General features: G+C 69.9%; 25 protein-coding genes. 11 read left to right on the top strand and 14 right to left on the bottom strand.

What is annotated here, in order from left to right:
- Positions 1-59 precede the first annotated feature (59 nt).
- Positions 60-578: a tetratricopeptide repeat protein gene (locus AC3WOH_RS24170; protein WP_492231872.1), complete on the bottom strand. Its 519-nt coding sequence runs from the start codon at positions 576-578 to the stop codon at positions 60-62.
- A gap of 446 nt (positions 579-1,024) precedes the next feature.
- Here AC3WOH_RS24170 and AC3WOH_RS24175 point away from each other — a divergent pair, with 446 nt between their 5' ends.
- Both AC3WOH_RS24175 and infA read left to right on the top strand, forming a co-directional pair.
- Positions 1,025-1,243, top strand: a complete 219-nt coding sequence (locus AC3WOH_RS24175; protein WP_492231873.1) for a hypothetical protein — start codon at positions 1,025-1,027, stop codon at positions 1,241-1,243.
- Positions 1,244-1,289: 46 nt separating this feature from the next.
- Entirely contained in the window at positions 1,290-1,556 is a 267-nt protein-coding gene (gene infA, locus AC3WOH_RS24180; RefSeq protein WP_492231874.1) for a translation initiation factor IF-1, read from the top strand.
- Between the two features lie 40 nt (positions 1,557-1,596).
- On the opposite strand, the gene AC3WOH_RS24185 is transcribed toward infA, so the two are convergent.
- The 7 genes from AC3WOH_RS24185 to AC3WOH_RS24215 form a co-directional block, all read right to left on the bottom strand.
- Positions 1,597-1,800, bottom strand: a complete 204-nt coding sequence (locus AC3WOH_RS24185) for a hypothetical protein (RefSeq protein ID WP_492231875.1) — start codon at positions 1,798-1,800, stop codon at positions 1,597-1,599.
- A gap of 140 nt (positions 1,801-1,940) precedes the next feature.
- Positions 1,941-4,028: an acetate--CoA ligase family protein gene (locus AC3WOH_RS24190; protein ID WP_492231876.1), complete on the bottom strand. Its 2,088-nt coding sequence runs from the start codon at positions 4,026-4,028 to the stop codon at positions 1,941-1,943.
- A 33-nt stretch (positions 4,029-4,061) separates the two neighbouring features.
- Positions 4,062-5,060, bottom strand: a complete 999-nt coding sequence (locus AC3WOH_RS24195; protein ID WP_492231877.1) for a tripartite tricarboxylate transporter substrate binding protein — start codon at positions 5,058-5,060, stop codon at positions 4,062-4,064.
- Between the two features lie 61 nt (positions 5,061-5,121).
- On the bottom strand, positions 5,122-5,499 hold the full coding sequence (locus AC3WOH_RS24200; protein WP_492231878.1) for a Zn-ribbon domain-containing OB-fold protein: 378 nt from the start codon (positions 5,497-5,499) through the stop codon (positions 5,122-5,124).
- Positions 5,496-6,659 (bottom strand): thiolase family protein, encoded by a 1,164-nt coding sequence (locus AC3WOH_RS24205; RefSeq protein ID WP_492231879.1) that lies wholly within the window; start codon positions 6,657-6,659, stop codon positions 5,496-5,498. Before AC3WOH_RS24205 ends, AC3WOH_RS24200 begins: the two co-directional genes overlap by 4 nt.
- Positions 6,656-7,516, bottom strand: a complete 861-nt coding sequence (locus AC3WOH_RS24210; protein ID WP_492231880.1) for an IclR family transcriptional regulator — start codon at positions 7,514-7,516, stop codon at positions 6,656-6,658. Before AC3WOH_RS24210 ends, AC3WOH_RS24205 begins: the two co-directional genes overlap by 4 nt.
- Before the next feature lie 176 nt (positions 7,517-7,692).
- Positions 7,693-8,139, bottom strand: a complete 447-nt coding sequence (locus AC3WOH_RS24215; RefSeq protein ID WP_492231881.1) for a GNAT family N-acetyltransferase — start codon at positions 8,137-8,139, stop codon at positions 7,693-7,695.
- Positions 8,140-8,217: 78 nt separating this feature from the next.
- Between AC3WOH_RS24215 and AC3WOH_RS24220 the strand changes: the two genes are divergently transcribed.
- Positions 8,218-8,928, top strand: a complete 711-nt coding sequence (locus tag AC3WOH_RS24220) for an alpha/beta fold hydrolase (protein ID WP_492231882.1) — start codon at positions 8,218-8,220, stop codon at positions 8,926-8,928.
- A gap of 26 nt (positions 8,929-8,954) precedes the next feature.
- Here the strand turns inward: AC3WOH_RS24220 and AC3WOH_RS24225 are convergent, their stop codons facing one another.
- Positions 8,955-9,638 carry a TetR/AcrR family transcriptional regulator gene (locus tag AC3WOH_RS24225; protein ID WP_184865042.1) on the bottom strand — a complete coding sequence of 228 codons (684 nt, stop codon included), beginning with the start codon at positions 9,636-9,638 and terminating at the stop codon, positions 8,955-8,957.
- Positions 9,639-9,791: 153 nt separating this feature from the next.
- Between AC3WOH_RS24225 and AC3WOH_RS24230 the strand changes: the two genes are divergently transcribed.
- The 5 genes from AC3WOH_RS24230 (at position 9,792) to AC3WOH_RS24250 (ending at position 14,349) form a co-directional block, all read left to right on the top strand.
- Positions 9,792-10,169 carry a c-type cytochrome gene (locus AC3WOH_RS24230; protein WP_492231883.1) on the top strand — a complete coding sequence of 126 codons (378 nt, stop codon included), beginning with the start codon at positions 9,792-9,794 and terminating at the stop codon, positions 10,167-10,169.
- A gap of 29 nt (positions 10,170-10,198) precedes the next feature.
- Positions 10,199-11,641: a D-arabinono-1,4-lactone oxidase gene (locus AC3WOH_RS24235; protein WP_492231884.1), complete on the top strand. Its 1,443-nt coding sequence runs from the start codon at positions 10,199-10,201 to the stop codon at positions 11,639-11,641.
- Positions 11,638-12,939 carry an alanine racemase gene (locus AC3WOH_RS24240; protein ID WP_492231885.1) on the top strand — a complete coding sequence of 434 codons (1,302 nt, stop codon included), beginning with the start codon at positions 11,638-11,640 and terminating at the stop codon, positions 12,937-12,939. Before AC3WOH_RS24235 ends, AC3WOH_RS24240 begins: the two co-directional genes overlap by 4 nt.
- 64 nt (positions 12,940-13,003) lie before the next feature.
- Positions 13,004-13,423, top strand: a complete 420-nt coding sequence (locus AC3WOH_RS24245; protein WP_492231886.1) for a DUF2147 domain-containing protein — start codon at positions 13,004-13,006, stop codon at positions 13,421-13,423.
- Positions 13,424-13,443: 20 nt separating this feature from the next.
- The gene (locus AC3WOH_RS24250) at positions 13,444-14,349 is read left to right on the top strand and encodes a TorF family putative porin (protein WP_492231887.1); all 906 of its coding nucleotides are present in this window, start codon (positions 13,444-13,446) and stop codon (positions 14,347-14,349) included.
- Between the two features lie 74 nt (positions 14,350-14,423).
- Here AC3WOH_RS24250 and AC3WOH_RS24255 read toward each other — a convergent pair whose 3' ends face one another.
- A complete protein-coding gene (locus AC3WOH_RS24255; protein WP_492231888.1) occupies positions 14,424-15,632 on the bottom strand; it encodes an MFS transporter in 1,209 nt (402 codons plus the stop codon).
- Between the two features lie 116 nt (positions 15,633-15,748).
- On the opposite strand from AC3WOH_RS24255, the gene AC3WOH_RS24260 reads away from it, so the two are divergent.
- Positions 15,749-16,702: a LysR family transcriptional regulator gene (locus AC3WOH_RS24260; protein ID WP_492231889.1), complete on the top strand. Its 954-nt coding sequence runs from the start codon at positions 15,749-15,751 to the stop codon at positions 16,700-16,702.
- Positions 16,703-16,768: 66 nt separating this feature from the next.
- Here AC3WOH_RS24260 and AC3WOH_RS24265 read toward each other — a convergent pair whose 3' ends face one another.
- The 4 genes from AC3WOH_RS24265 to AC3WOH_RS24280 all read right to left on the bottom strand — a co-directional run bounded on the left by AC3WOH_RS24265 (position 16,769) and on the right by AC3WOH_RS24280 (position 20,209).
- The gene (locus AC3WOH_RS24265; protein WP_492231890.1) at positions 16,769-17,218 is read right to left on the bottom strand and encodes a hypothetical protein; all 450 of its coding nucleotides are present in this window, start codon (positions 17,216-17,218) and stop codon (positions 16,769-16,771) included.
- Positions 17,219-17,258: 40 nt separating this feature from the next.
- Complete coding sequence (locus tag AC3WOH_RS24270; RefSeq protein ID WP_492231891.1) at positions 17,259-18,251, bottom strand: hypothetical protein; 993 nt, start codon at positions 18,249-18,251, stop codon at positions 17,259-17,261.
- Positions 18,251-19,315, bottom strand: a complete 1,065-nt coding sequence (locus tag AC3WOH_RS24275) for a hypothetical protein (protein WP_492231892.1) — start codon at positions 19,313-19,315, stop codon at positions 18,251-18,253. Before AC3WOH_RS24275 ends, AC3WOH_RS24270 begins: the two co-directional genes overlap by 1 nt.
- 72 nt (positions 19,316-19,387) lie before the next feature.
- A complete protein-coding gene (locus AC3WOH_RS24280; RefSeq protein ID WP_492231893.1) occupies positions 19,388-20,209 on the bottom strand; it encodes an NADPH-dependent oxidoreductase in 822 nt (273 codons plus the stop codon).
- A 174-nt stretch (positions 20,210-20,383) separates the two neighbouring features.
- On the opposite strand from AC3WOH_RS24280, the gene uvrC reads away from it, so the two are divergent.
- Positions 20,384-22,414 carry an excinuclease ABC subunit UvrC gene (gene uvrC, locus AC3WOH_RS24285; protein ID WP_492231894.1) on the top strand — a complete coding sequence of 677 codons (2,031 nt, stop codon included), beginning with the start codon at positions 20,384-20,386 and terminating at the stop codon, positions 22,412-22,414.
- Positions 22,415-22,496: 82 nt separating this feature from the next.
- Positions 22,497-23,063, top strand: a complete 567-nt coding sequence (gene pgsA, locus AC3WOH_RS24290) for a CDP-diacylglycerol--glycerol-3-phosphate 3-phosphatidyltransferase (protein WP_492231895.1) — start codon at positions 22,497-22,499, stop codon at positions 23,061-23,063.
- Positions 23,064-23,192: the final 129 nt, after the last annotated feature.

The following is a 23,192-nucleotide window of genomic DNA, read 5'->3' on the forward strand; positions in this document are numbered from 1 at the left end:
GGAGACATCGGTCACCCGTCCTCCCGCCGACTTGGGATGGGCGGTCGCCGTTACCGCAACTATGGCAACTGGAGCGTGGCAAGCAGTCTGGCGAGTTCTTCCCGTTTCTGGCTGGATGGAGCGGTCTCCAGTGCGATGGCCGCTTCCGGGCGGGCTTCATCGATGCGACCCAGTGCGTGCAGCGCTGTCGCCTTGGTAAGGCGCAGCAGCCATTCGGACTTCATCCCTCTGACCAGGGACGATTCGATCACTTGCAGCGCCTCTTGCGGCTGCTGCTGGCCCAGCAGATGATCTGCCAGCAGGTACCGCGCGATGACCACACCGATGCTGCCCTCTGCAGCACCCTGGTCCAGCGTAACGCGCAAAGACTGCTCCAACTGACTGCGGGCTTGCGGAAATCTCCCCAGCTCCGACAGCACGGCCGCGAGCTCGCCATGGTAGTCAGGCAGACGGTAGTGGCTGGGGTCTGCCAGGGTAAGGCTCTGCTCGTAGAGCGGGATGGCCTCCGCTCCCTTGCCCGACTGCCATAGGTCGAACGCTTGGCTTGCAAGGCGTGATGCACGGGCTTGATCGATCATCGCAATGCTCCAGGTCGGCACGGGGAAGGTGTCGCCATGCTACCAGCGTGCGCTCGAACCGCGGATCGGGTGGCCTGCCGCCCGCCCACCGTTAGCGGCCCGGCAGGCCACGCCGCGGGCCCTGGGGGCAAGATACCCCTGAAACGGCCGGTTCATGCGAAATGGCGTACACTGTGTCTACCGAGAGGGGCGTGCCCGTTTCCCCTTTCCTCGATTGCCACCTCACGGCCTGACGCGCCGAACAGGCTTCCGACCAGCACATTGGCTGCTGCCTTGGCGGAACGCACATCTTCTTCATCGACGGGCCCATCGCCTTCCGCACTCCCACCACGGAGCAGCGGCTTCTTGTACCCCTTGGGGCTCTTGCCCCCGGCGCATCCAGGCCTTCTTCGCCTGCGGCATGCGCGCCATCCTGTGGGCTGCTTGCGCAGCCACGCCGTATTGCCATGCAAACCACTACTTCTGTCCACCAGGTAGGCCGCTACCTCGTCACACCCCTGACCAAAGCCACCGAGGAGGGCCGCTACGCCGCGTCCGTCTCCATCCGCCGGGGCATGCACGACCGGGTGTTCCGGTTCATTCCGCTGTTCGACAGCGCGCCCGGCGCTGCCGTGTATGCGTTGGCACAAGGCCAGGCGCTTGCGCGTGGCGAGTCCCTGTGCTGATCGCCCATTGCAGCCTTTTGTTTCCCTCCCACCCGCAAGGAGCCTCGTGGCCAAAGAAGAACTGATCGAAATGCAGGGCAAAGTGGACGAAGTCCTGCCCGACTCGCGCTTTCGCATAACGCTCATCAACGGGCACACATTGATCTGCTACAGCGGCGGCAAGATGCGCAAGCACCGCATCCGCGTGCTGGCAGGGGACAAGGTGACGGTGGAAATGTCGCCCTACGACCTGGACAAGGGACGCGTCATCTTCAGACACCTGGAGCCACGCGCCGGCGGCGCGGCCGCACCGCGCGCGCATCCACGGCGATAGGCCGCGGGCCCAGGCGGGGAGGCGCCGGGCCTCCCACCTTTCAGCGGTTGGGTTGCGGCGTGGCCGCGTAGTTGGAGGCGATGGTCTGCACCACCGCGCCGATCAGTGCCGGGTCGGCCGGCTGGCCGGGGAGCACCTCGCGCACGATCTGGACGGCGTACTCCAACTGCTCTTTTGCCAACGCGGCGGCCATGGCATTGCCCCGCTTTTCGCTGGGCGAGGCACTGCGGATATCGAAGGACATTGGAGCTTTCGTGAAGTGGCAGCACGCAGTATGGACCGGATTGTCCGGGCATGCCTCGCCCCGCGCCCGACCCTGGGGCCTGCGGGGTCAACACCCCTGGCTGCTGCGCGTGGCCGCGGGGCTTGCCACAGGGCCTGCCGTCAGCCCGCCCGCTCCACCAGCGCATCCACCACCACCGCGCCTTCGCCCACGGCGCCCACCAGCACGGGGTTGAGGTCCATCGAGGCGATGGCCCCGTTGGCGCCGGCCATCACCGCGCCCACGGCCGCGGCGACCTCGGCCAGGGCGGCAACATCCAGTGGCGGGTCGCCGCGCACGCCGGCCAGCAGGGGGGCGATGCGCAGGGTGGAGAGGGCGTCGTGCACGTCCTGCGCGCTGAAGGGCGGCAGCAGCACGGCGCAGTCCTGCAGGGCCTCGACGTTCTTGCCGCCGTCGCCGACCACCACCACCGGGCCGAAGATGGGGTCGTGCCGGGCGCCGACCATGAACTCGTGCCGGCCGCGGCGCATGGCGGCGATGATGACGCCGTCGCGCGCGGCGCCCATGCTGCCCATCTTGTGCCAGAAGCGGTCGAAGCATGCCGCGGCCTCGTCGGCGCTGTGCAGGTTCAGGGCCACCAGGCCGTGCTCGGACTTATGCGGTATGTCGGGCGAGCAGGCCTTGGCGACCGCGGGGGCGCCGATGGCGTCGAAGGCCTCGCGTGCGTGCTGCGCCGTGGTCACCAGCCGCAGCGGCACGGTGGGCACGCCGTGGCGCGCCAGCAGGGCCAGGCTGTTCACCTCGTTCATGAAGCCTGCGGGGCCTGGGGGCAGCGCCACCTTCACGGGCGGCAGCGCGGGCGCACGGGGCTTGCGCATCAGCGCGGTGTGGTCGGCCAACTGGGCCAGCACGCCCAGGGCCTGGGCCTCGTTGGCGTAGGTGGCGATTCCCTGGGCGCGAAAGGGTGCGGCCACGCTGTCCTGCCAGGCGGCCACGGCCACGGGCTTGCCGGTGGCGGCCTCGAAGGCGGCGGTGTCGCGTGCGAAGGCGTCCACGTCGTAGCCTGCGCCGGCCACGGGGATGTTGATGAAGAACAGGTCGGCCGCAGGGTCCTGGGCCACCGCGGGCAGCACGTCGCCGAACAGGCCGCTGTTGCTGAGCAGCGCGGCGGTGATGTCGATGGGGTTGGTGGTGGTGGCAAAGCCTGGCAGTTTGGCGGCCACGGCGGCCTGGGTGGCGGGTGCGAGCGCGGCCAGGGGCAGGCCCACGTCGTCGGCCGCGTCGGCCCCCATGACGCAGCTGGCGCCGGAGTTGCTGATGACCACCAGGCGTCGCCCGGCGGGGCGCCAGCCCTTGAGATACGCCTCGGCCGCCAGGGCCTGGGCATGCGGGTCGCGCACGCGCCAGATGCCGTGGTGTTTGAAGAAGGCATCCACCGTGCGGTCTTCGTTGGCGAGCGAGCCGGTGTGCGATGAGGCGGCCTTTTGTCCGCCCGCCGTGCGACCGGCCTTGACGGCGATGATGGGCAGGTCGCGCTCGCGGGCATAGGCGGCGGTGGCGGCCAGCAGCTCGGGCTGGGAGATGTTCTCCAGGTACAGCAGCAGCAGGCGCACGTCGGGGTCGTGGGCCACGGCCCAGGCCAGCTCGCCCACGGTGACGTCGGCCTCGTTGCCGGTGGCGTGCACATGGCGCACGCCCAGGCCGCGCCCGCGCAGCAGGCCATAGGCCATGGCGCTCATGCCGCCGCTCTGGCTGACGATGCCCACGGGGCCGTCCTGCGGCGGCACCTCGATGAACATGGTGGAAAAGCCCGCGATGGCCCCGGTGCCGAAGTTGGCGAGGCCCTGCGTGTTGGGGCCGAACAGGCGCATGCCGGCCGCGCGCGCCGTGGCCACCATCTGCCGCTGCACGGCCGCGCCCTCGGGCCCCGTCTCGCCAAAGCCCGAGGCGATGACCACGGCGGCCTTCACGCCGCGCGCCGCGCAATCCTCCACCGCCGCCACGGCCGTGTCGCCGGCGACCACCACCAGGGCCAGTTCGGGCACCTCGGGCAGGGCTGCCAGGCTGGCATAGCTTGCCAGGCCCTGGATCGTTTCGCGCTGCGGGTTGATGGGGTAGATGCGGCCCGCAAAACCGTGGCGCTGCATGTAGTGGATCGGGCGGCCCCCGATCTTGTGGATGTTGTCGGACGCGCCGATGATGGCCACCGACTGGGGATTGAGGGCGCTGGAGAGCAGGGAGGGGGACATGGATTTGGCGGGTGTAGTGGTTTGGGAAAGGGCTTAGTCCACCGTTGCACCGGAGGTCTTCACGACCTTGGCCCATTTATCGACTTCGGCCTGCATGAAGGCGCGGTAGTCGGTGGGGCTGTTCCACATGGGGGTGAAGCCCTGGGCCTCGAAGCGCTGCTTCACGTCGGGGCTCTCCAGCACCTTCTTCAGCTCGGCATTGAGCCTGGCGACCACGGGCGCCGGCGTGCCGGCCGGGGCGAGCAGGCCGTTCCAGGCAATGGCCTCGTAGCCGGGCAGGCCGCCTTCGGCGACGGTGGGCACATCGGGTGCCACGGGCGAGCGCTGAGCGCTGGTGACGGCCAGGGCCTTGAGCTTGCCGGCCTTCACGTGCGGCAGGGCCGAGAGCATGGTGTCGAACATCAGGTCGGTCTGCCCGGCCATCACGTCGGTGAGCGCGGGGGCGCTGCCCTTGTAGGGCACGTGCGCCATCTTCACGCCCGCCATGGCGCTGAACAGCTCGGCCGACAGGTGGGTGGACTGGCCGTTGCCCGAGGAGCCGTAGTTGAGCCCGCCGCTCTTGGACTTGGCCAGCGCGATCAGCTCCTTGACATTGTTGGCCGGCAGCGCCGGGTTGGCGACGATGACCAGGGGGCCCGCGGTGAGCTGCGAGACGGGCGCGAAGTCCTTCATGAGCTGGTAGCTGAGCTTGCTGAACAGCGAGGGGTTGATGGCGTGCGCGGTGGTGGCCACCACCAGGGTGTAGCCGTCGGGTGCGCTGCGGGCCACGGCCTCGGCGCCCGGGTTGCCGCCCGCGCCGGGGCGGTTCTCGACCACAAAGGGCTGGCCCAGCGCGTCCTGCAGCTTCTGCGCCACCACGCGGGCCACGATGTCGGTGGGGCCGCCGGGCGGGTAGGGCACGACGAGCTTGACGGGCTTGTCGGGGTAGGGCGCTGCCTGGGCCCAGGCGGCGGGTGCGCCAGCGCTGCCCAGCAGGGCGAGGGCGAGGATGCCGGTGAGGTGGAGGCGGCGGCGGGTGCTCGGTGCTTTCATTGCTTGTCTCCTTGTGGTCTTGGTTGGCAATGCGAGAACGGGAAGCGAAAGGGGCAGGGGCTCAGGGCGGTGCGAAGCGCACCAGGGTGCGGCCGTGGTGCATGAAGAAACCCGCGCGCACCGCATCGCCGATGCCCACACCGGGCGTGGCGTGTGCCATGAGGCGCGGGCCTTCGTCGAGCTGCACCAGCACCAGGGTGTAGGGCGCGAGCGGGCGGAACTCGTCCGACGGGGCGCGTGCCACCACCGTCACGGCGCGCACCGTGCCCGTGCCGGCGGCGTCGTGCCATGCCAGTGCGCCATGGCCGCAGTGCGGGCAGGCATAGCGCGCGAGGGTCTGCGCCGTGCCGCAGGCGCTGCAGCGCTGGTAGCGGATGAGGCCCTGGGCCAGGCCCTCGGTGAAGGGGGCTGCGAGTGCTGGGTGGGTGGTGTCGGTCATGCGGCCTCCCGCGACAGGATGAGGCTGACGTGCGAGGACATCACGCCCCCATCGGCATGCACGAAGGCGTGGCGCGGAGGGGCGAGCTGGCGCGCGCCGGCCTGGCCCGCCATCTGGCGCCAGGCCTCGGCCACATGGGCCATGCCGCCGGCCACGCCGCAGTGGCCGAAGGAGAGCAGGCCCCCATGCGTGTTGAGCGGCAGCACGCCCGTGGGCGCGAAGTCGCCCGCGCGCACCCGCGCCGCCGCGCCGCCGCGCGGGGCAAAACCGATCTCTTCGAGCAGCATGGCCAGGGTGATGGTGAACGAGTCGTAGATGCCCAGGTAGTCCACTTCGGCCAGCGCCAGTTCGGCCTCGGCGAACGCCTGCTCCGCCGCCTGGCCCGCGCCGCACTGCATCACGTCGGCCATGGCCGTGAGGTGCTGGTGGCGGTGTGCCTGGCCGGTGCCGGTGAGGGCGATGCGGGCGTGATCGCCCGGCTCGGCCGACACCACCACGGCCATGGCGCCGTCCGATATGGGGCAGCAGTCGAGCAGGCCCAGCGGCGCGGCGATGGGCTTGGCGGCCAGCACCTCGGCCACGGTGATGGGGGTGCGCAGGTGCGCGTCGGGGTGGCGCGCGGCGTTGGCGCGCATGAGCACGGCCAGCTCGGCCAGGTCGGCCTGCGTGGTGCCGGTGCGGTGCATGTATTCCGACGCGAGCAGGCCGTAGTAGGCCGGCACGGAGGCGCCGTTGGGTACCTCGAAATCCGCATCGCCCACCTGGGCCAGGGTCTGGATGGCGCTGTCGCGCGACTGGCCACTGAGCCGGTTCTCGCCCGCCACCACCAGCACATGGCGGCAGCGGCCCGCGCGCACCAGCTCGCGCGCCAGCACCAGCATGGCCGCGCCCGAGGCTCCGCCCAACTGCAGGCTGTGCGCATAGCGGGGTTGCAGGGCAAAGCGCTCGCTGAACAGGGTGGACAGCATCAGGTGCGGCAGCGTGGTGGCGTAGCCGCAGAGCAGGCCGTCGATGTCGCTGCGGCGCAGCTGTGCGCCAGCCAGCGCCTGGGCGGCGGCGCGGGCCATCAGGTCCAGGGCGCTGTGCCCCTCGTGCCGGCCAAAGGGCGTGTTGCCCACGGCGCGGATGTAGGCGGTGGTGGGGTGTGCTGTGTGGGTCATGCGGCAGCGGCCTTGGTGCGGCGCACCGTGGTGGGCGTGGGGCGCTCGGGGCGCAGGGCCTCGGCCCAGCGCACCTGGCACACCGTGGCTTCGCGGCGCAGGGCTTGGGCCAGGGCGGCTTCGCGGGTGAGGATGCGGTCGCTCAGCGCGGCGATGCTCAGGGCGGCCACGGGCCGGCCGTCGGGGTCGAAAATCGGAGTGGCGATGCCACCCATGCGCTCCACCACCACGTCGAGCAGCACCACGTGGCCGCGCTCGCGCGCCTGGGCAATGTGCTCTTGCAGCAGGGCCATGGTGATGCGCGGGTAGCGCGCGGGCAGTTGCGTGGCCAGTATCTCCAGCGCCGCCTCGCGCTCGGCATCGGGCATGAAGGCCAGCAGCGCCAGGCTGCCCGCCCCGGCCCCCAGCGGCCGGCGGCTGCCCACGCGCAGGTAGTTGGCGCGGATGGGGTAGGTGCCTTCTTCCACGGCAATGCACAGCGACTCCACGCCGCTGGGGATGGAGAGCACGGCGCTGTCCTCGAACAGGCCGGTCAGCCGCAGCAGGCTGGGCTGGGCCAGCTGGCGTGGATCGAAGCGGCGCAGCGCGGCCGCGCCCAGCACCATGAGTTCGGGGCCCAGCGAGAACTGCTTGCTCTGCGCATCGCGCGCCACGAAACCATCGCGCGCCATGGCATCGAGCAGGCGCAGCGCGGTGGCTTTGTCCAGGCCGGCGGCGGCGGCAATGTCGGTCAGCCGGGTGCTGCCGCCTTCGGACATGACGCGCAGCACGCGCATGGCACGCTCGACCGAGGAGGTGCTGGCGCCGTGCGGGTCGCGGGTGACGACGGATCGGGGGCGTTTTGCGGCAGGGGGCATGGCAGCTTTTCTTGTTTCTTGGAATGAAACGATGCGACTGCCTGCAATCTAGGGATTGCCGATCCTCCCGTCAAAGCCTTGCTTCAAAGTTTTGGTGGGTAAAACTTTCACAGAGGCGGGCGCGGGTTAACCCTGTGCGCGGGGTGCCTGGAATGCGGCGCCCGCGGCCTGGTGCATCACCCCACCGGTCGCTTGAGGACGAAGCCGCGTTCCGTATCTCCGTTGAAGCCCAGCTTCTCGTACAGGCGATGGGCTTGTGGGCGCTGGGCACCCGACAGCAACACCACCTTGCAGCAGCCAAGGCGCCATGCCTCGCCCACGGCAAACGCCAGGCAAGCCTCGGCCAGACCCTGGCGGCGGGCCGCCGAGGCGGTGACCACGTGCTCGATGAAGCCGATGGGGCGCCCTTCGCTGGCCAGATTGGCCACCAGTGCCAGCATGCAGGTGGCGGCTACCTGGCCTTCGTGCTCGCACACGGCGACGAGGGAGTGGGGGCTGTCGTGGACCTGGTTCCACAGCACCAGGGCCCGGTCGGGGGGCAGCGGTGGGTCGTGCGGCCGCAACTCGCGGTACAGGGCGAGCACGGCGTCTTTGTCGGATGCGACAGCGCGGCGGGCGATCATGGGGGGCTCCTGGTGGGCTGGCTGCCCGACTGTAGTGGCTGGGGCGTGCCATCATCCGCGCATCTCCGAAAAGCGGCCATGGCGCATTCCCACTTCCAGCTTCCCTTTCGCAACGTGCAACTGCACGGAACCACCACCCACAGCCCGTCCCACAGCGCGCCGCGCACCCTGGCCCTGCATGGCGGCGGCGCCTCGTCGCGCCTGGGGTACCAGCCCCTGCTGGACTTGCTGGCCGGGCACGGCCACGCCAGTGTGGCCTTTGACTTTGCCGGGCAGGGCGAGAGCATGGGCCGCATGGCCGATTCGGGCCTGCGCGACCGGGCGCAGCAAGCGCTGGCGGTGGTGGATTTTCTCGGCATGCGCCGGCCGGTGTCGCTCATCGCCTCCAGCATGGGCGGGCACATCGCATGCTCGCTGATCGACGCGCTGGCGCCGCCTGCGCTGGTGCTCTACTGCCCGGCCGCGTATGAGGCTGCGGCGCTGGACGTGCCCTTCGGCCCCGCGTTCCAGCAGGTGATCCGCGCGACGAGCGACTTTGCTTCGTCACCCGCCTTCGATGCGCTCGAACGCTTCGAAGGCCGCCTGCTGCTGGTGCTGGGGGCCGAGGATGCGGTGATCCCCCGGCAGGTGGAGGATGGATATTGCAGCCGCGCGCGCAAGGCCAAGAGTGTCGAGGTGCTGCGCCTGGAGGGGGCGGGCCACCATCTGCATGCCTGGCTCAAGGAGCGGCCGGCGGAGTTCGACCGGGTGGCGCAGCGCGTGCGGGTCACACTGCAGGGGCTTGGCTGACGGGTGTGCTGCCCCGCAAATTCCCGTCAACGGCTTCGGCTTAGCACCCCTGCCGCGAAAACGTCCACCATGCGGTCGATGTGCTGCTCCAGCGGCAGCCGTGCGAACCACGGGTCGTCGCCCAGCGTGATGCGCAGCGAGGTCGCGCCGTGCAGCGCCTCCCACACCAGCTGGGCCGTGGTTTCGATGTCGGCCTGCGCGGGCGGCGGGCCGCCCGCCTCGCGCAGCAGGCCGTCGGCCAGCGTGCGTGCCAGGGCATAGGCGTCCTCGCTCGGGTTGCCGAACTCGATCGATGAGTCTTCCACCGGCGAGGCGGGCCGGGCTTCCATGAACATCAGCCGGTAGGACTGCGGGTGCGCCACGCCGAAGGCCGCGTAGGCACGCGCGACCTTGCGCAGCGCGTCGCGCGCGTCGCTGGCCTGCGCCAGTGCCTGCTGCAGGTGGCGCGAAAAGCGCTTGAGGTCGTCGTCCACCGCCTGGGCGATCAAGGCCGCCTTGTCGGGAAACAGCGCGTAGACCACCGTGGTGGACACCCCCACCACCTCGGCCACGGCACGCATCGTGACGGCCTGCGCACCGCCCTTGCGCAGCAGCTTGCGCGCGGCGGCCAGCAGGTCGCGCCGGCGTGCCTGCATTTCCGTGTCGCGGCGGCTCGCACGCGGCGGGGCGGGAGGGGCCTCGCCCTGCACAGGGTCGGGAGAACTTGTCATGCGGCCGATTGTGCAATGTGCGCTCTCGCCCCGCGGGGATATCCCTTGCGGGCTGGGCTGGCAATCGCAAGCAACGGGAAAGACACGGGGGTGTAAACCCCTAAATAAAACAGTGTTTTTTTTGAGATCATTGTTTTTCAATTGATCCAAACCATGTTTTTTCGCCTTCCGCTTTCTGTGTTCCCGGCCTGCCGGGGTGCGCTGGCCGCGGCCTTTGCGCTGGCCCTGGCCGGCTGCGGGGGGCCTGCCGCTCCGGGCCCCGCGGACGAGGCCCGCGCGGCCCAGTTGCGCCCGCACGATGCGGCGCTGGCCGAGAAGTACGAGCGCTCGTGCATGGTGTGCCACACGCAGGCCGCGGCCCAGGCCCCGCTGACGGGTTTTGCGCCCGCCTGGCGGCCGCGCCTGAAGCAGGGCATGGACACCCTCGTGCGCCACGCAGAGCAGGGCCTGGGCGGCATGCCGGCGCGCGGGCTGTGTGCCGATTGCACGGCGAACGATCTGCGCGCGCTGATCCAGTTCATGGCCCAGTAGCCCTTCCCCCTCAGCTCCCCTCCTTGCCCATGACACATCCCCTCGATTCCCTGCGCCGGCGCGGCGCCGCCTCGCGCCGTTTGCTGCTGCGTGCGGGCGCCGGCGGCGCCTTGGGTGCGGCCTTGTGGCCCGGCCTGGCGCGCGCCCAGGCGCCCGCTGCCGCCGCTGCGGGCGCCTCTGCGCCCCTGGCTGCGCCCGCCCCCTGGCGCAACTGGTCGGGCTTGCAGCAATGCCAGCCCCGGCGCCACTTCGTGCCGGCCAACGAGGCCGAGCTGGCCCAGGCCCTGCGCGATGCCCCCGCGGGCACCACGCTGCGCAGCGTGGGCGCGGGCCATTCGTTTACGCCGCTGGTGCCCACCGACCAGTGGCTGGTGTCGCTCGACCGCCTCTCGGGCGTGGCGCGTGCACCGGTGGCGGGGGCCGTGCTGGTACAGGGCGGGACGCGCCTTTCCGTGGTGTCGCGCCAGCTCGACACGCTGGGCCTGGCCTTGCCCAACCTGCCCGACATCGACGTGCAGAGCTACGCCGGGGCCATCAGCACCGGGACGCACGGCACGGGGCGCGAGCTGCCCGCGCTGCACGCCGAGGTGCAGGCGCTGCGCCTGGTCACGGCGCGCGGCGAGGTGGTCGAATGCAGCGCCAGCAAGAACCCCGAGCTGCTGGCGGCCGCGCGCGTGTCGCTGGGCAGCCTGGGCGTCATCACCCAGGCCCAGGTGCGTGTGGTGCCCGCCTACAACCTGCATCGCCATGTCTGGCTGGAGCCCGCGATGCAACTGCTGGAGCGGGCGCCCGAACTGGCGCGCAAGCACCGCAACTTCGAGTTCTATTACCTGCCCTTCACCGGCTATGCGGCGGGCATCACGCACGACGTGGACACCAGCGCCGAGGTGCTCACCGTGCAGGCGGCGGACGAGGACATCCTGCGCGACCTGCGCCGCCTGCGCGACTGGCTGGGCTTTTCGCCCGCGCTGCGGCGCAGGGTGGCGGGCTGGCTGATCGACCCGAACCAGACCGAGGACGCGCGCAACCGCGCCTGGCGCCTGCTGGCCACGCAGCGGCCCACGCGGTTCAACGAGACCGAGTACCACGTGCCGGCCGGGGCGGGCCTGGCCTGCGTGAAGGAGGTGATCGCCGCGCTGGAAAAGCGCAGCGAGGTGTTCTTTCCGCTCGAGTTCCGCTTCGTCGCCGCCGACGACGCCTGGCTCAGCCCTTTCTACCAGCGCGCCAGCTGCTCCATCGCCGTGCACGCGGCGGCCGATGAGGCGCACGACTACCTGCTCAGCGAGATCGGCCCGATCTTCCAGCGCCATGGCGGCCGCCCGCACTGGGGCAAGCTGCACGGCCTGGGCGCGGCGCAGCTGGCCGCGCTGTACCCGCGTTTCAAGGACTTCCAGGCGCTGCGCCGGGACATGGACCCCGAGGGGCGTCTGCTCAATCCGCACCTGCGCAGCTTGTTGGGAGTCACGGCATGATCAGCACCACCCGCCGCAAATGGCTCATCGGCACGGGCGTTGTCGCCGTGGCCGCCATGGCGATGCGCCCGTCGGAGCGCGGCGCGCCGCACGACGCGTACTTCGCAGCGCTGGCGCGCGCGCTGCGCCGCTCCGGCCGCGCGACCGATGCCACCACCCCGGTGCTGGTGATCGACCGTGACCGCCTGCAGGCCAATCTGCGCCAGGTGCTGGCCCTCAAGGCGCAGGCCATGCCGCTGCGTGTGGTGGCCAAGTCGCTGCCGTCGCTGCCGCTGCTGGAGCTGATCACGCGCGAGGCCGGCACCACGCGGCAGATGGTCTTCAACCTGCCTTATCTGCTGCGCCTGGCCGCCGACATGCCCAGCCACGACCTGCTGCTGGGCAAGCCCCTGCCGGTGGGCGCGGCGCAGGCGTTCTACCAGCAGCATGTGCGCGGCGTGTTCGACCCGGGCCGCCAGCTGCAATGGCTGGTCGACACCCCCGCGCGCCTGGCCGAATACCGCCAGCTGGCGCGCGCGCTGGGCCAGCCGCTGCGCGTCAACCTGGAGATCGACGTGGGCCTGCACCGGGGCGGCTTCGCCAGCGCCGAGGCCCTGGGCGCCGCCCTGGCGCTGCTGCGCGAGGAGCCGTTGCTGCAGTTCAGCGGCATGATGGGCTACGACCCGCACATCAGCGCCATCCCTGACCTGCCTGGCGCGCGCAGCCGCGCGCAAGCGCACGCCACCAAGGTCTACACGGACTACAAGGCGCAGGCCCAGGCGGCGCTGGCCCAGGTGGCCCGGGCCGATGCGGCAACGCCCCTGACCTGGAATGCCGCCGGGTCGCCCACCTTCCACCTGCACGACGGCAGCGGCGCGGCCAACGAGGTCAGCATCGGCTCGGCCTTCGTCAAGCCGACGGAATTCGACCTTGCGCACCTGGCGGCATGCGAGGCTGCCTGTTTCATCGCCACCCCCGTGCTCAAGAGCGGCGCCTTCGAGCTGCCCACGGGGGTGGAGTGGCTGGGCGGGCTCGCCAAGGCGTGGGACCGCAACCAGCGCCATGGCGTGTTCCTCTATGGCGGGCAGTGGCGCGCCGACCCGGTATCGCCCGCCGGCCTGGCCACCAGCGGCCTGTACGGGCAGTCGCCCAACCAGCAGGTGCTGGTCGGTTCGGGGCGGCAGGCGCTGTCGCCGGGTGACACCGTGTTCCTGCGCCCGCACAAGAGCGAGGCGATGCTGCAGCAGTTCGGCGACATCGCCGTCGTCGCGGGGGGCGAGGTGGTCGGGCACTGGCCGGTGCTGCTGCCCATGCCCTGAATCCGTTCCCGCTTCGCCTTTTCCCCAACCCCTCCAGATACCGATACACAACAAAGGAGACAACATGCGATACCCCCTCACCCTGGCTGCCTGCCTGGCCGCGTGCGTGGCCCTGCCCACGCACGCGGCCAACGCAAGGGATGCCCATGGCACCTGGCTCAGCGCCGACCAGGGCGCCATCATCGAGTTCAAGGAGTGCGCCGACGCAGCTGGCGTGCTGTGCGGGCAGATCGTCTGGGACAAGGACGCGGGCACCGCGGCGGATGCCTGCGGTGTGCGCATCGCCCGGCTCAAGCGCTGGGACGGCGAAGCCTGGCGTGAGGGCTGGGTGCACGACCCGCGCAGCAAGAAAAACTACAAGGGCGTGCTGCGCGCACAGGGCGACAAGCTCAGCCTGCGCGCCTTCGTGGGGGTCGAGGTGCTGGGCGAGACCGAGGAGATGACCCGCACCGCCGCCCCAGCCCAGCCCTGCCCGCAACGCTGACCCACCCCGAGGAGACTTCCATGCAGAACACCCCCCGCCTGTGGATCCTGGCAGCGCTTGCGGGCGCCAGCGCACTGGCCCAGGCCCAGATGCCCGCCGCGCCAACCCCGGCCGACGACGAGCCCGAGATCGCCAGCTACAGCATCAACACCACCCTGAAGTTCTCCAGCGACCGCAAGACGCGTGGCATTTCCGATAGCTTCGGGCGGCCCGGCGCGGAGCTGACGGTGGAATTCGCGCACGAGTCCGGCCTGATCGGCCAGTTCCAGGTTGGCAGCATCAGCCGCGTGAACTACCCCGACAGCAACCGCCTCAACCCCATGCTGGCCGTGGGCTGGCGCGGCGGCGACCCGCGCGCGCTGCACTATGGCGTGGCCGCGGCGCGCGAGTGGTTCCCCCGGGCCAGGGTGGCCGGCGCCCCCACGGGCTTCGATGAGAACCTCGAACCCACCGGCGTGGCCAACACGGGCTTTCACACCAGCTACCTGGTGGGCGAGCTGGGCTGGGGCTACCTCACCGCGCGCTACCTGCATGTGGTGAGCAGGGATTTCCGGGGGGCCAACACTTCCACCATCTGCCCCAGCTACCTGGCCAGCGACATGGCGGCAGCCATGGACTGCTACGGCCAGGGCATGCGCCACAGCCGGGGTACACAGCTGCTCGATCTCGACCTGGCCTACCCGATCAACGGCAGCACCAAGCTCATCGGCCACCTGGGCTGGCAGAAGGTGCGCCACTTCCGCGGCATGGACACGGTGGACTACCGGCTGGGCCTGGAGCACACGCGCTGGGGCTTCATCTTCGGCGCCGAGGCGGCGGGCGCCACGGTGCGCGACAGCGCGCCCTTCGTGGCCGTGGACGCGAGCGGCACCGCGCGGCGCATGGACAAGACCCGGTTGATCCTCAGCATCGCCAAACGCTTCTGAGCATGAACGCCGGGCAGACCTGCATCGCACCCGACGGCGTGCTGCTGCCCGCCGGGCAGAACGCACACCAGGGCCTATGGCGCCCCGGTGCGCGCCCGCCAGCGCAGGGTGCAGGCCATTGCCAGCGCCGCCAGCACCACGCACAGCGCCGCGGCCGGCCAGCCATGGTGGTCCACCACATTGCCCACCAGCAGCGGGCCCAGGGCCTGGCCCAGGTTGCTGCCCTGCATGAGCAGGCCCACGGCCAGCGCGGCGTGGGCGGGCGTGGCCGTCACCTGCGGTACCGATGACAGCAGGCTGGAAGGGACCAGCCCGCCCATGGCCGAGAACACCAGGCACAGCGCAAAGGCGGCCCAAGGGGGCAGCACGGGCAGGAAGATGCCCAGCGCGCACAGCGCCATCGCGGTGGCCGCGGCCATGCCCAGCACGGTGCGGCCAAGCCGCGGCAGGAGCGCGCCGGCAGCCAGGTTGCCCACGATGTTGGCCGCGCTGGCCAGCGCCGCGAGCAGGCCCACCGTGCCGGCGCCCACCTGCATGCGCTGCTGCAGCAGCACCGGCAGAAAGCTGAACAGGGCAAAGAACATCAGGCTGTAGAGCAGGAAGGTGGTGGCCAGGGCCAGCGCGGGGCCGCGCCCCACCTCGGCAATGCGTGCGCGCGGCCCGGCCGCTGCGCCCTGTGCATCCGTGGTGCCGGGCACGGCCCGCAGCACCAGCGCCGCGATGAGGCCCGAGCCCAGCGCTGCCGCCATCCACAGGCTGCGCCAGCCGCCGAACCACGGCCCGGTGAGCATGGCCAGTGCGATGCCGGTGGGCATGAAGCAGCTCCACAGTGCCATGGCGCGGCTGCGGTCGGCGGCCTGCACCTGCCGGGCCAGCACGGTGGGCCCGGCCACGGTGATGAGCACAAAGCCCAGCCCTTCGATTACGCGCGAGGCGAGCAGCACGGCGTAGCTGCCGGAAGATACTGCCAGCAAGGCGCCCAGCAGCGTGGCCACGAGGCCCAGTACCAGCATGCGGCGCGCGCCCGCACGGGCCACCACCGACCCCGCGAGCACGCCGCCGACCGCGCCCAGCATGGCAAAGGTGCCGCCCAGGGCGCCCAGCATGGACAGGCTGAGCCCCAGGCCGGCCTGCAGCTGGGGGCCGGCAATGGCCACCTTGCCCAGGTGGAAGGACGAGGCCACCCCTGCAGCCACCACCACGGCCACGGTGCGCCAGTCGGTGGCCGTGGTGGTGGCCGCAGGGGTGGCGGGGGTATCGGTCAGAACGGAGGCCCTGGTCATGGCGTGCTGGTCTCGGGAAGGTCAGGAATGGCCGCAAGTATGGTCAATGCCATTGATCTACGGAAGCCCTAAAATTTCGAGCCAGTCGATCTATTGGATCGATCAAGTCATCCGCCATGCTCGACGCCCTCACCCTCGACCAGATCCGCATGTTCGTCACCGTGGCAGAGGCCGGCAGCTTTCGCGCGGGCGCTTCGCGTCTGCTGCGCGCGCAGTCGGCCGTGAGCCATGCCATTGCCAACCTGGAGACCCAGCTGGGCGTGGCCGTGTTCGACCGCAGCGGGCACCGGCCCACGCTCACGCCGGCAGGCAACGCGCTGCTGGAGGATGCGCGCGCCGTGCTGCTCAAGGTGGACTTTCTGCGGGCGCGGGCCCGGGGCCTGGGCGAGGGCGTGGAGACCGAACTGGCGCTGATGGTGGACACGCTCTACCCGCTGCCCCTGGCGGCGGCCGCGCTGGGCGCGCTGCGCGCGGCCCTGCCATCGGTACGGTTGCGCATGGCAACGGCGCCACTGGGTGGCACACTGCAGGCGCTGCGCGACGAGGCCTGCGACCTGGCCATCATGGCGGGTGAGGATTTTCGCGACCCGCGCATCGAGACCGAGGCGCTGCAGGCCGTGCCCATCGTCGCGGTGGCCTCTGTGGCCCATCCCTTGGCCCGGCGGCGTGGCAAGGCCGGGGCTCTCACGGGCGCGGACCTGGCCGACCACCTGCAGATCGTGCTGGAAGACCCGAGCGACCTGTCGGAGGGGCGCGACTTCGGCGTGCTCTCGCCCCAGACCCTGCGCGTGGGCACGCAGGACGCCAAGCGCGCACTGATCCTGGCCGGCGTGGGCTGGGGACGCCTGCCGCAATGGGCCGTGGAGCGCGAGCTGGCCGAGGGGCAACTGCGGCCCCTGCCCGCCACCGCGCTGGGCCCGCAGGGCGTGGCGCAGATGCAGACCTATCTGGCCTGGCGCACGGACCGGGCCCTGGGGGTGGCGGCGCTGGCGTTGCGGGAGGTGTTGCACCGGTTGGCAGAGGCTCCGGTTGCAAGAGGACACCAGGGTACCAGGGGCAAAGCGCGGTAGGTGCGTGCCAGCCGAATCCTGTTTCTTCGGGCGCGCCTGAAGTCGTCGTCGACCTGTGGACCTGTCTCAACCGGAGCCTCTGTTGCGAGCGGGGCGACGAAGCCAGAGCATGCAGGCGCCGCCGGTCAGCAGGGTGGCGACGCTTACCATGTGGCTCTGGAAGACAAGGGCCATGGCGCCCAGTACAAAGCCCGCACTGAGCGGCAGGGTCGCTTCATGCCGGCTTTCCGCCCACAGGGCAAACAGTACGGAGCAGGCCGCGAACCAGCATGAATGCACTGCCAGCCAATATGCCAAAAGGGTGTCGGTGAGTACCAAGCGGCCTGGATTGCTCCATTCTGGATAAGAAGCATGGTTTGGCGGGCGGACCAAGCCCTGCTGATCGAACCACTGCAAAACGTACCCGACTACTGCGCCTTGGATGCTGTTGAAATGCTGCTCGGTGACGGCCAGAACAATGGCTGCCGCTGCAAAGAGGCATGAAATCACACCGAAGCGAATGCCGTGGCGGTTCATCGAACTGGCGGGGATTGGAGCACAGGGCCGGTCGCTGTTGTCAGGTCGGCACCAGCCGCCCGAACGCCCAGGTCTTGCAGCGCTCGTAGAAAGGCTCGCCACCCCAGGCCCGCCAGTAGGCTGCCTCGGGGCCGTTGGTCCCCGGGGCCCGGCCCATGAGTTCGGTGGTGCGTTTCTTGTCCTGGGCCAGGCAGGCCATGGCAGCGTGCTGGACCAGATCGGTAGCGCTGGAGCGGTGCTTGACAAGGTCGTTGAGCGCCGTGTCCATGGTGGCCCAGTCGGTTACCCCGGGCTTGAAGGGCGTCAGCCGCAGGGCCGGTGCGTGGAAGAAGGCCGAGAGGTAGACCACGGCATGCATGCCCTTGCCCCGGGTCTTGCCTGTGCGCTGCACGGCCAGGTCCGCCAGTTCGCGCAGCTGGGGCAGGGCGTCCGTGCTTTTGAGGTCGAGCGCGGCCACCACTTCCTCAAAGAACATTTCGCCGGGCTCGGACATGGCGGGCAGGTGGGCCTTGACGTGTGCCAGCGTCTGCGCGGGTGTGGCACCGCCCATGGTCTGCAAGGCAATATAGGTGGAGTTCCAGATTGGATCCTTGCGGCCTGGCCCTTTGACCCTGTCGAGCGCCTGGAGGGCTTCGGTGGTCTGACGCTCTTGGGCCGCCCAGTCGCGGTTGGCGGAGGCATCGCGCACCGCCAGCCGGCCCAGGAAGATGGCGGCCGGCACACTGGCGGGCGAGGCCTGCACCCATTGCCGGGCCACTCCCCAGGCGGCCATTGCTTCGGGTGTCTGGCCTCCCACACCGCCGCTGCCGGCCCGCAGGGCGCTGAAGAAGGACTCTGCGCCATCGCGGCTGGAGTTGGCTGCGGGCTGTTGCACCGCCGCGGCGTACAGGCTTTCGACCTGGGTGAATTCCTGGCGCTGCAGGCGCGCGTAGGCGTCCATGTAGTCGCGAAAGGTCGGCTGGGCCAGGCTTGCGCCGGCAGTGCCGAGCAGGAGGGGCAGGGCAATGGCTGCCGCCAGCGATGCGCGCTGCATCACGAGGCGTTGCCCTGCGACCAGCTCTTGCACCGCACGTATTCGTTGCGGCCTTCCCAGGCGTCGGGCACCAGGTCCTGGCCGATGCGCTGCAGCACTTCGGCCGTGGTCTTCTTGTCCTGTGCGGCCACGCAGGCCAGGCGCGCGTAAGAGTTGAGGTTGAAGTTGTCGGGGTAACGCTTGATCAGGTCCTCGAAGCCGGCGCGGATGCGCGGCCAATCGACGTCGGGGCGGGTGAAGACCGCGGCGCCCTGGTGGTTCAGGCCGTAGTAGACATTCCAGTAGATGCGGGCGTAGAAGGTCTGGCCTTGCTCGGCCTTGGTGTTCTCCACGGCCTGGGCCGCCAGGTCGGCAATCGCCTTGTAGCTGCCACCCCACTGCGGCAGCAGGCTTTCCGAGATGGTGAAGTAGATGTCGTGGTTCCTGGGGAAGGCAGCCATCGCGTCCTGCGCCAGCTTGGCATAGTCCTGGCGGCTCGCCTGGCCATACTGGGCATAGGTCAGCAGTTCGGCCCACCAGTTGGGGTCCTTGCGGCCGTGCTCGGCACTGGCGAACAGGGCGCGCAGGGCCTGGTGGTTGAGCTCCTGGAACTTTTTCATGTCCTCGTCGCGCACCGTGTTGGCATAGCCACCGCCGCGGTAGGCCCAGGCCTGCTTGCTGTAGGCGGTGGCCAGGGTCATGGCCGCCAGGGTGGACTGGGGGTTCTGCTTGAGCCAGGTCTGGGCCCGTTGCTGGTGTTCGGCCCAGAAGGCGTCGTTCACGCGCGGGCAGGGTTCCTTGGCGCAGGCTGGCAAGGGCGAGGCACCGCCGAATCCGCTGGCAATGGAGCGCACCATCCGGTTGGCGCGGTAGACACCGGACGGCAGGCGTGCATCTTCACGCAGCGCCTTGGTGTACCAGGCATCGAGCTTGGCAAAGTCACTCGAAGAGTAGTTCTTGGCGAACAGCGCGATGATTTCACCGCGCTCGTCGGCATCGCCTGCGTAGGCGGTACCCCATGGGGTGGCGAACAATGGCAGCGCCAGGGCAACCGCGGCTGCCCAGCGTGGGGTGAACTTCCTCATGATTCCCTCTCTCTTTTTGAGGGAGGGAATTTACACGGATTTGGTGTCGCGCGTTTCAAGGCCTTGGTGCGTTCACCGCAGCGCAAACCCCGCCCCCTTGAGCGCCTCCACCAGCCGGTGCCGGCCTTTGAGCGAATCGGCATTGGCCAGGCGCTGCAGCACCAAGTCGCTCCAGTCCACCTCGGGCAGGCCTTCGCTGGCCTGGAAGTCGCGCAACTGGGCGTCGTAGTCACCGATCTCCGCTTTCAGGTCCTGCGGGGCGGTATAGCGCTCGTGGTGCAGCACGCTGGCCTGGGGCAGGCGCGGCTTGATGGCGGCGGGGCGGGCCGGGTCGGGGTGGCCTACGACCAGGCCGAACACGGGGAACACGCCGGCCGGGGTGCTCACCACCTGGGCGACGGCCTCGGGCTGGTTGCGCAGGGCGCCGATGTAGACGGTGCCCAGGCCCAGGGCCTCGGCGGCGACGACCGCGTTCTGCGCGGCCAGGGCGGCGTCGATCACGGCCATCAAATAGGTATCCAGATAGGGCAGGCCGTCGGCGGGGCGGTCCTTGTATTGGGATATGCGCGCGATGCGCGAGAGGTCGGCCAGCCAGACCAGGATCAGGGGCGCGGTCCTGATGTGCGCCTGGTTGCCGGCGAGTTCGGCCAGGCGGTCGCGGCTGTGCTGGCTGTGCACGGCGACCACGCTCCAGGTCTGCAGGTTGGAGCTGCTGGGGGCCGACTGGGCGGCAGCCACCAGCGTCTGCACGGTATCAGGCGGCAGCGCGTCGGGCAGAAAGTTGCGCACCGAGCGGTGCGAGAGGATGTGCTCGACCACGGGGTGGTGGGGCACGGGCCAGGCGGCGGCCTGGGCGCCATAGCGGGCTTGCAGGTAGGTGGGGGTGTAGGTCATTGCGGCAGAAAAAAATGGGGCAGTGGAGAACGGCTTCGACCAAGTTAGCACCGCCCGGCCTGCCGTGAAGCATGAAAGCCGCATATGGCTATGCGTGGCGGTGATATGGGGTCGTGTGCCGGGTGATCGGGGGCGTGCCCTGGCGGCCTTCCGCATTGCCATGACAATAGCCCCATGTCCGAAGACGAAGAAGCACAGAGAGCCCATTCCGAAGAACTGCTGGCCCAGGTGGCGGCGCTGCCGCCGCTGCCCGGCGTGTACCGCTATTTCGACGCGCAGGACGCGCTGCTCTACGTGGGCAAGGCGCGGCACCTCAAGCGCCGGGTGTCGAGCTACTTCACCAAGAACCATGGCGGCACGCGCATCGGCCACATGGTGAGCAAGATCGTGCGCATGGAGACCACGGTGGTGCGCTCCGAGGCCGAGGCGCTGCTGCTGGAAAACAACCTGATCAAGACGCTGAACCCCAAGTTCAACATCCTGTTCCGCGACGATAAGAGTTATCCCTACCTCAAGATCACGGGCACGCCCGGGCCGGTGGCGGGGCAGGGCGGTTCGCCCTCGCAGGTGTTTCCGCGCATGGCCTACTACCGGGGCTCGGTGGACAAGAAGCACCGCTATTTCGGCCCCTACCCGAGTGCCTGGGCGGTGAAGGAGTCGATCCAGCTGCTGCAGAAGGTGTTTCGCCTGCGCACCTGTGAAGACACGGTGTTCGCCAACCGCACGCGGCCCTGCCTGCTGTTCCAGATCAAGCGCTGCTCGGGCCCTTGCGTGGACCTGGTCTCGCCCGAGGCCTATGCGGCCGACGTGCAGCACGCCGAGGCGCTGCTGCGCGGCGAGACGCAGGAGGTGCTCAAGGCCATGGAGGTGCGCATGATGGCGCACTCGGACAAGCTCGAGTTCGAGCAGGCGGCCGATGTGCGCAACCAGATGCAGGCGCTGTCGCGCGTGCTGCACCAGCAGTCCATCGAGACCGCGGACGACAAGGACGTGGACATCCTGGCCGTGCGCGTGCAGGGCGGCCGCGCCTGCGTGAACCTGGCCATGGTGCGCGGCGGGCGCCACCTGGGGGACCGGCCCTACTTCCCCGTGCATGTGGAAGATGCCGCGGCCATCCATGAAGAAGAAGTGGAAGAGGGCGATGCCGCACCCGCCGCCACGCCTGCGCGCCGCGTGGAGGCGCTGGTGCTCGAAGCCTTCATCGCCCAGCACTACATCGGCGTGCCCGTGCCGCCGGTGCTGGTGTGCAGCGAGCCGGTGGACAAGGCGCTGCTCGAAGCCCTGGGTGAGCAGACCGGCACGCGGGTGAATGCCATCCACCAGCCGCGCGAGCAGCGCCGCGCCTGGCTGGACATGGCGCAAAAGAACGCCGACCTGCAACTGGCCCGGCTGCTGGCCGAAGAGGGCTCGCAGCAGGCGCGCACGCGCGCCCTGGCCGAGGCGCTGGACCTGCCGCCCGAGGACCTGGACCAGCTCACCATCGAGTGCTTCGACATCTCGCACACGGCGGGCGAATCAACCCAGGCCTCGTGCGTGGTGTTCCACCACCACAAGATGCAGAGCAGCGAGTACCGCCGCTACAAGATAGAAGGCATCACCGGCGGCGACGACTATGCCGCCATGCGCCAGGTGCTCACACGCCGCTACAGCAAGGTGGTGGAGGCCGCGCGCGAGGCCGGCGGCATCGACTTCGCGGCCGCCCCGCCGCCCGATGTCGCCCATGCCGAAGGCGCGGTCAAGCCCAAGGGCGTGGCGCGCCTGCCCGACCTGGTGCTGATCGACGGCGGCAAGGGCCAGGTGGGCGTGGCACGCGAGGTGTTCACCGCGCTGGGCCTGGACCTCACGCGCATCGTGGGCGTGGAAAAGGGCGAGGGCCGCAAGGTGGGCCTTGAAGAACTGGTGTTTGCCGATGGCCGCGAGAAGGTCTACCTGGGCAAGGACTCGGCCGCGCTGATGCTGGTGGCCCAGATCCGCGACGAGGCGCACCGCTTTGCCATCACCGGCATGCGCGCGGCGCGCGCCAAGGTGCGCGTGGGCGGCGGCCAGCTGGAGGAAATCCCCGGCGTGGGCCCCAAGAAGCGCGCGCGCCTGCTGCAGCGCTTTGGCGGCGTGCGCGGTGTGGCCAGCGCGAGTGTGGAAGACCTGGCGACGGTGGACGGGATCTCGCGCGACCTGGCCGAGGAAATCTACCGGGCCCTTCGCTGATCCGGACGAGGTGCGGGGCTGTCTGGAGGCCGCGCACCATTCCAGAGTCGGGGGGTATCCCCGGTGGTGCACAATCGCGCCCATGTTCTGGACCATCCCCACCTTGATGACGTGGACGCGCATCGTCGCGATACCTTTGATCGTGGGGGTGTTCTATGCGCCGCTGGAGCCGGCCACGCGCAACCTGATCGCCACGGTGATGTTCGTGGTGTTCGCCGCCACCGACTGGCTCGATGGCTACCTGGCGCGCAAGCTCAACCAGACCTCATCGTTCGGGGCCTTCCTGGACCCGGTGGCCGACAAGTTCCTGGTGTGCGCCTCGCTGCTGGTGCTGGTGCACCTGCAGCGCGCCGACGTGTTCGTGGCGCTGATCATCATCGGGCGCGAGATCGCCATCTCGGCACTGCGCGAATGGATGGCGCAGATCGGCGCGAGCAAGAGCGTGGCCGTGCACATGATCGGCAAGGTCAAGACCACGGTGCAGATGATCGCCATCCCCTTCCTGCTGTACGACGGGCGCCTCCTTGGCGTGGTCGACACGGGCGTGTGGGGCACCTGGCTGATCTGGGCCTCGGCCGTGCTCACCGTGTGGTCGATGGTGTACTACCTGCAAAAGGCCCTGCCCGAGATTCGCGCCCGTGTGAAGTGAGTTTTTCGTCTATCCGAAATCGCGAATCGGCATGGCCTTGTGCGGGCCCATGCCCCGTTGTGGGGCACGCTCCGTGGCCCTGCTGATGGGCGCGGCGGCTGTCAATCGGGAATCGCGCGCATACGGCGC

The organism is Acidovorax sp. FW305-C-20-28, from assembly GCF_058783375.1.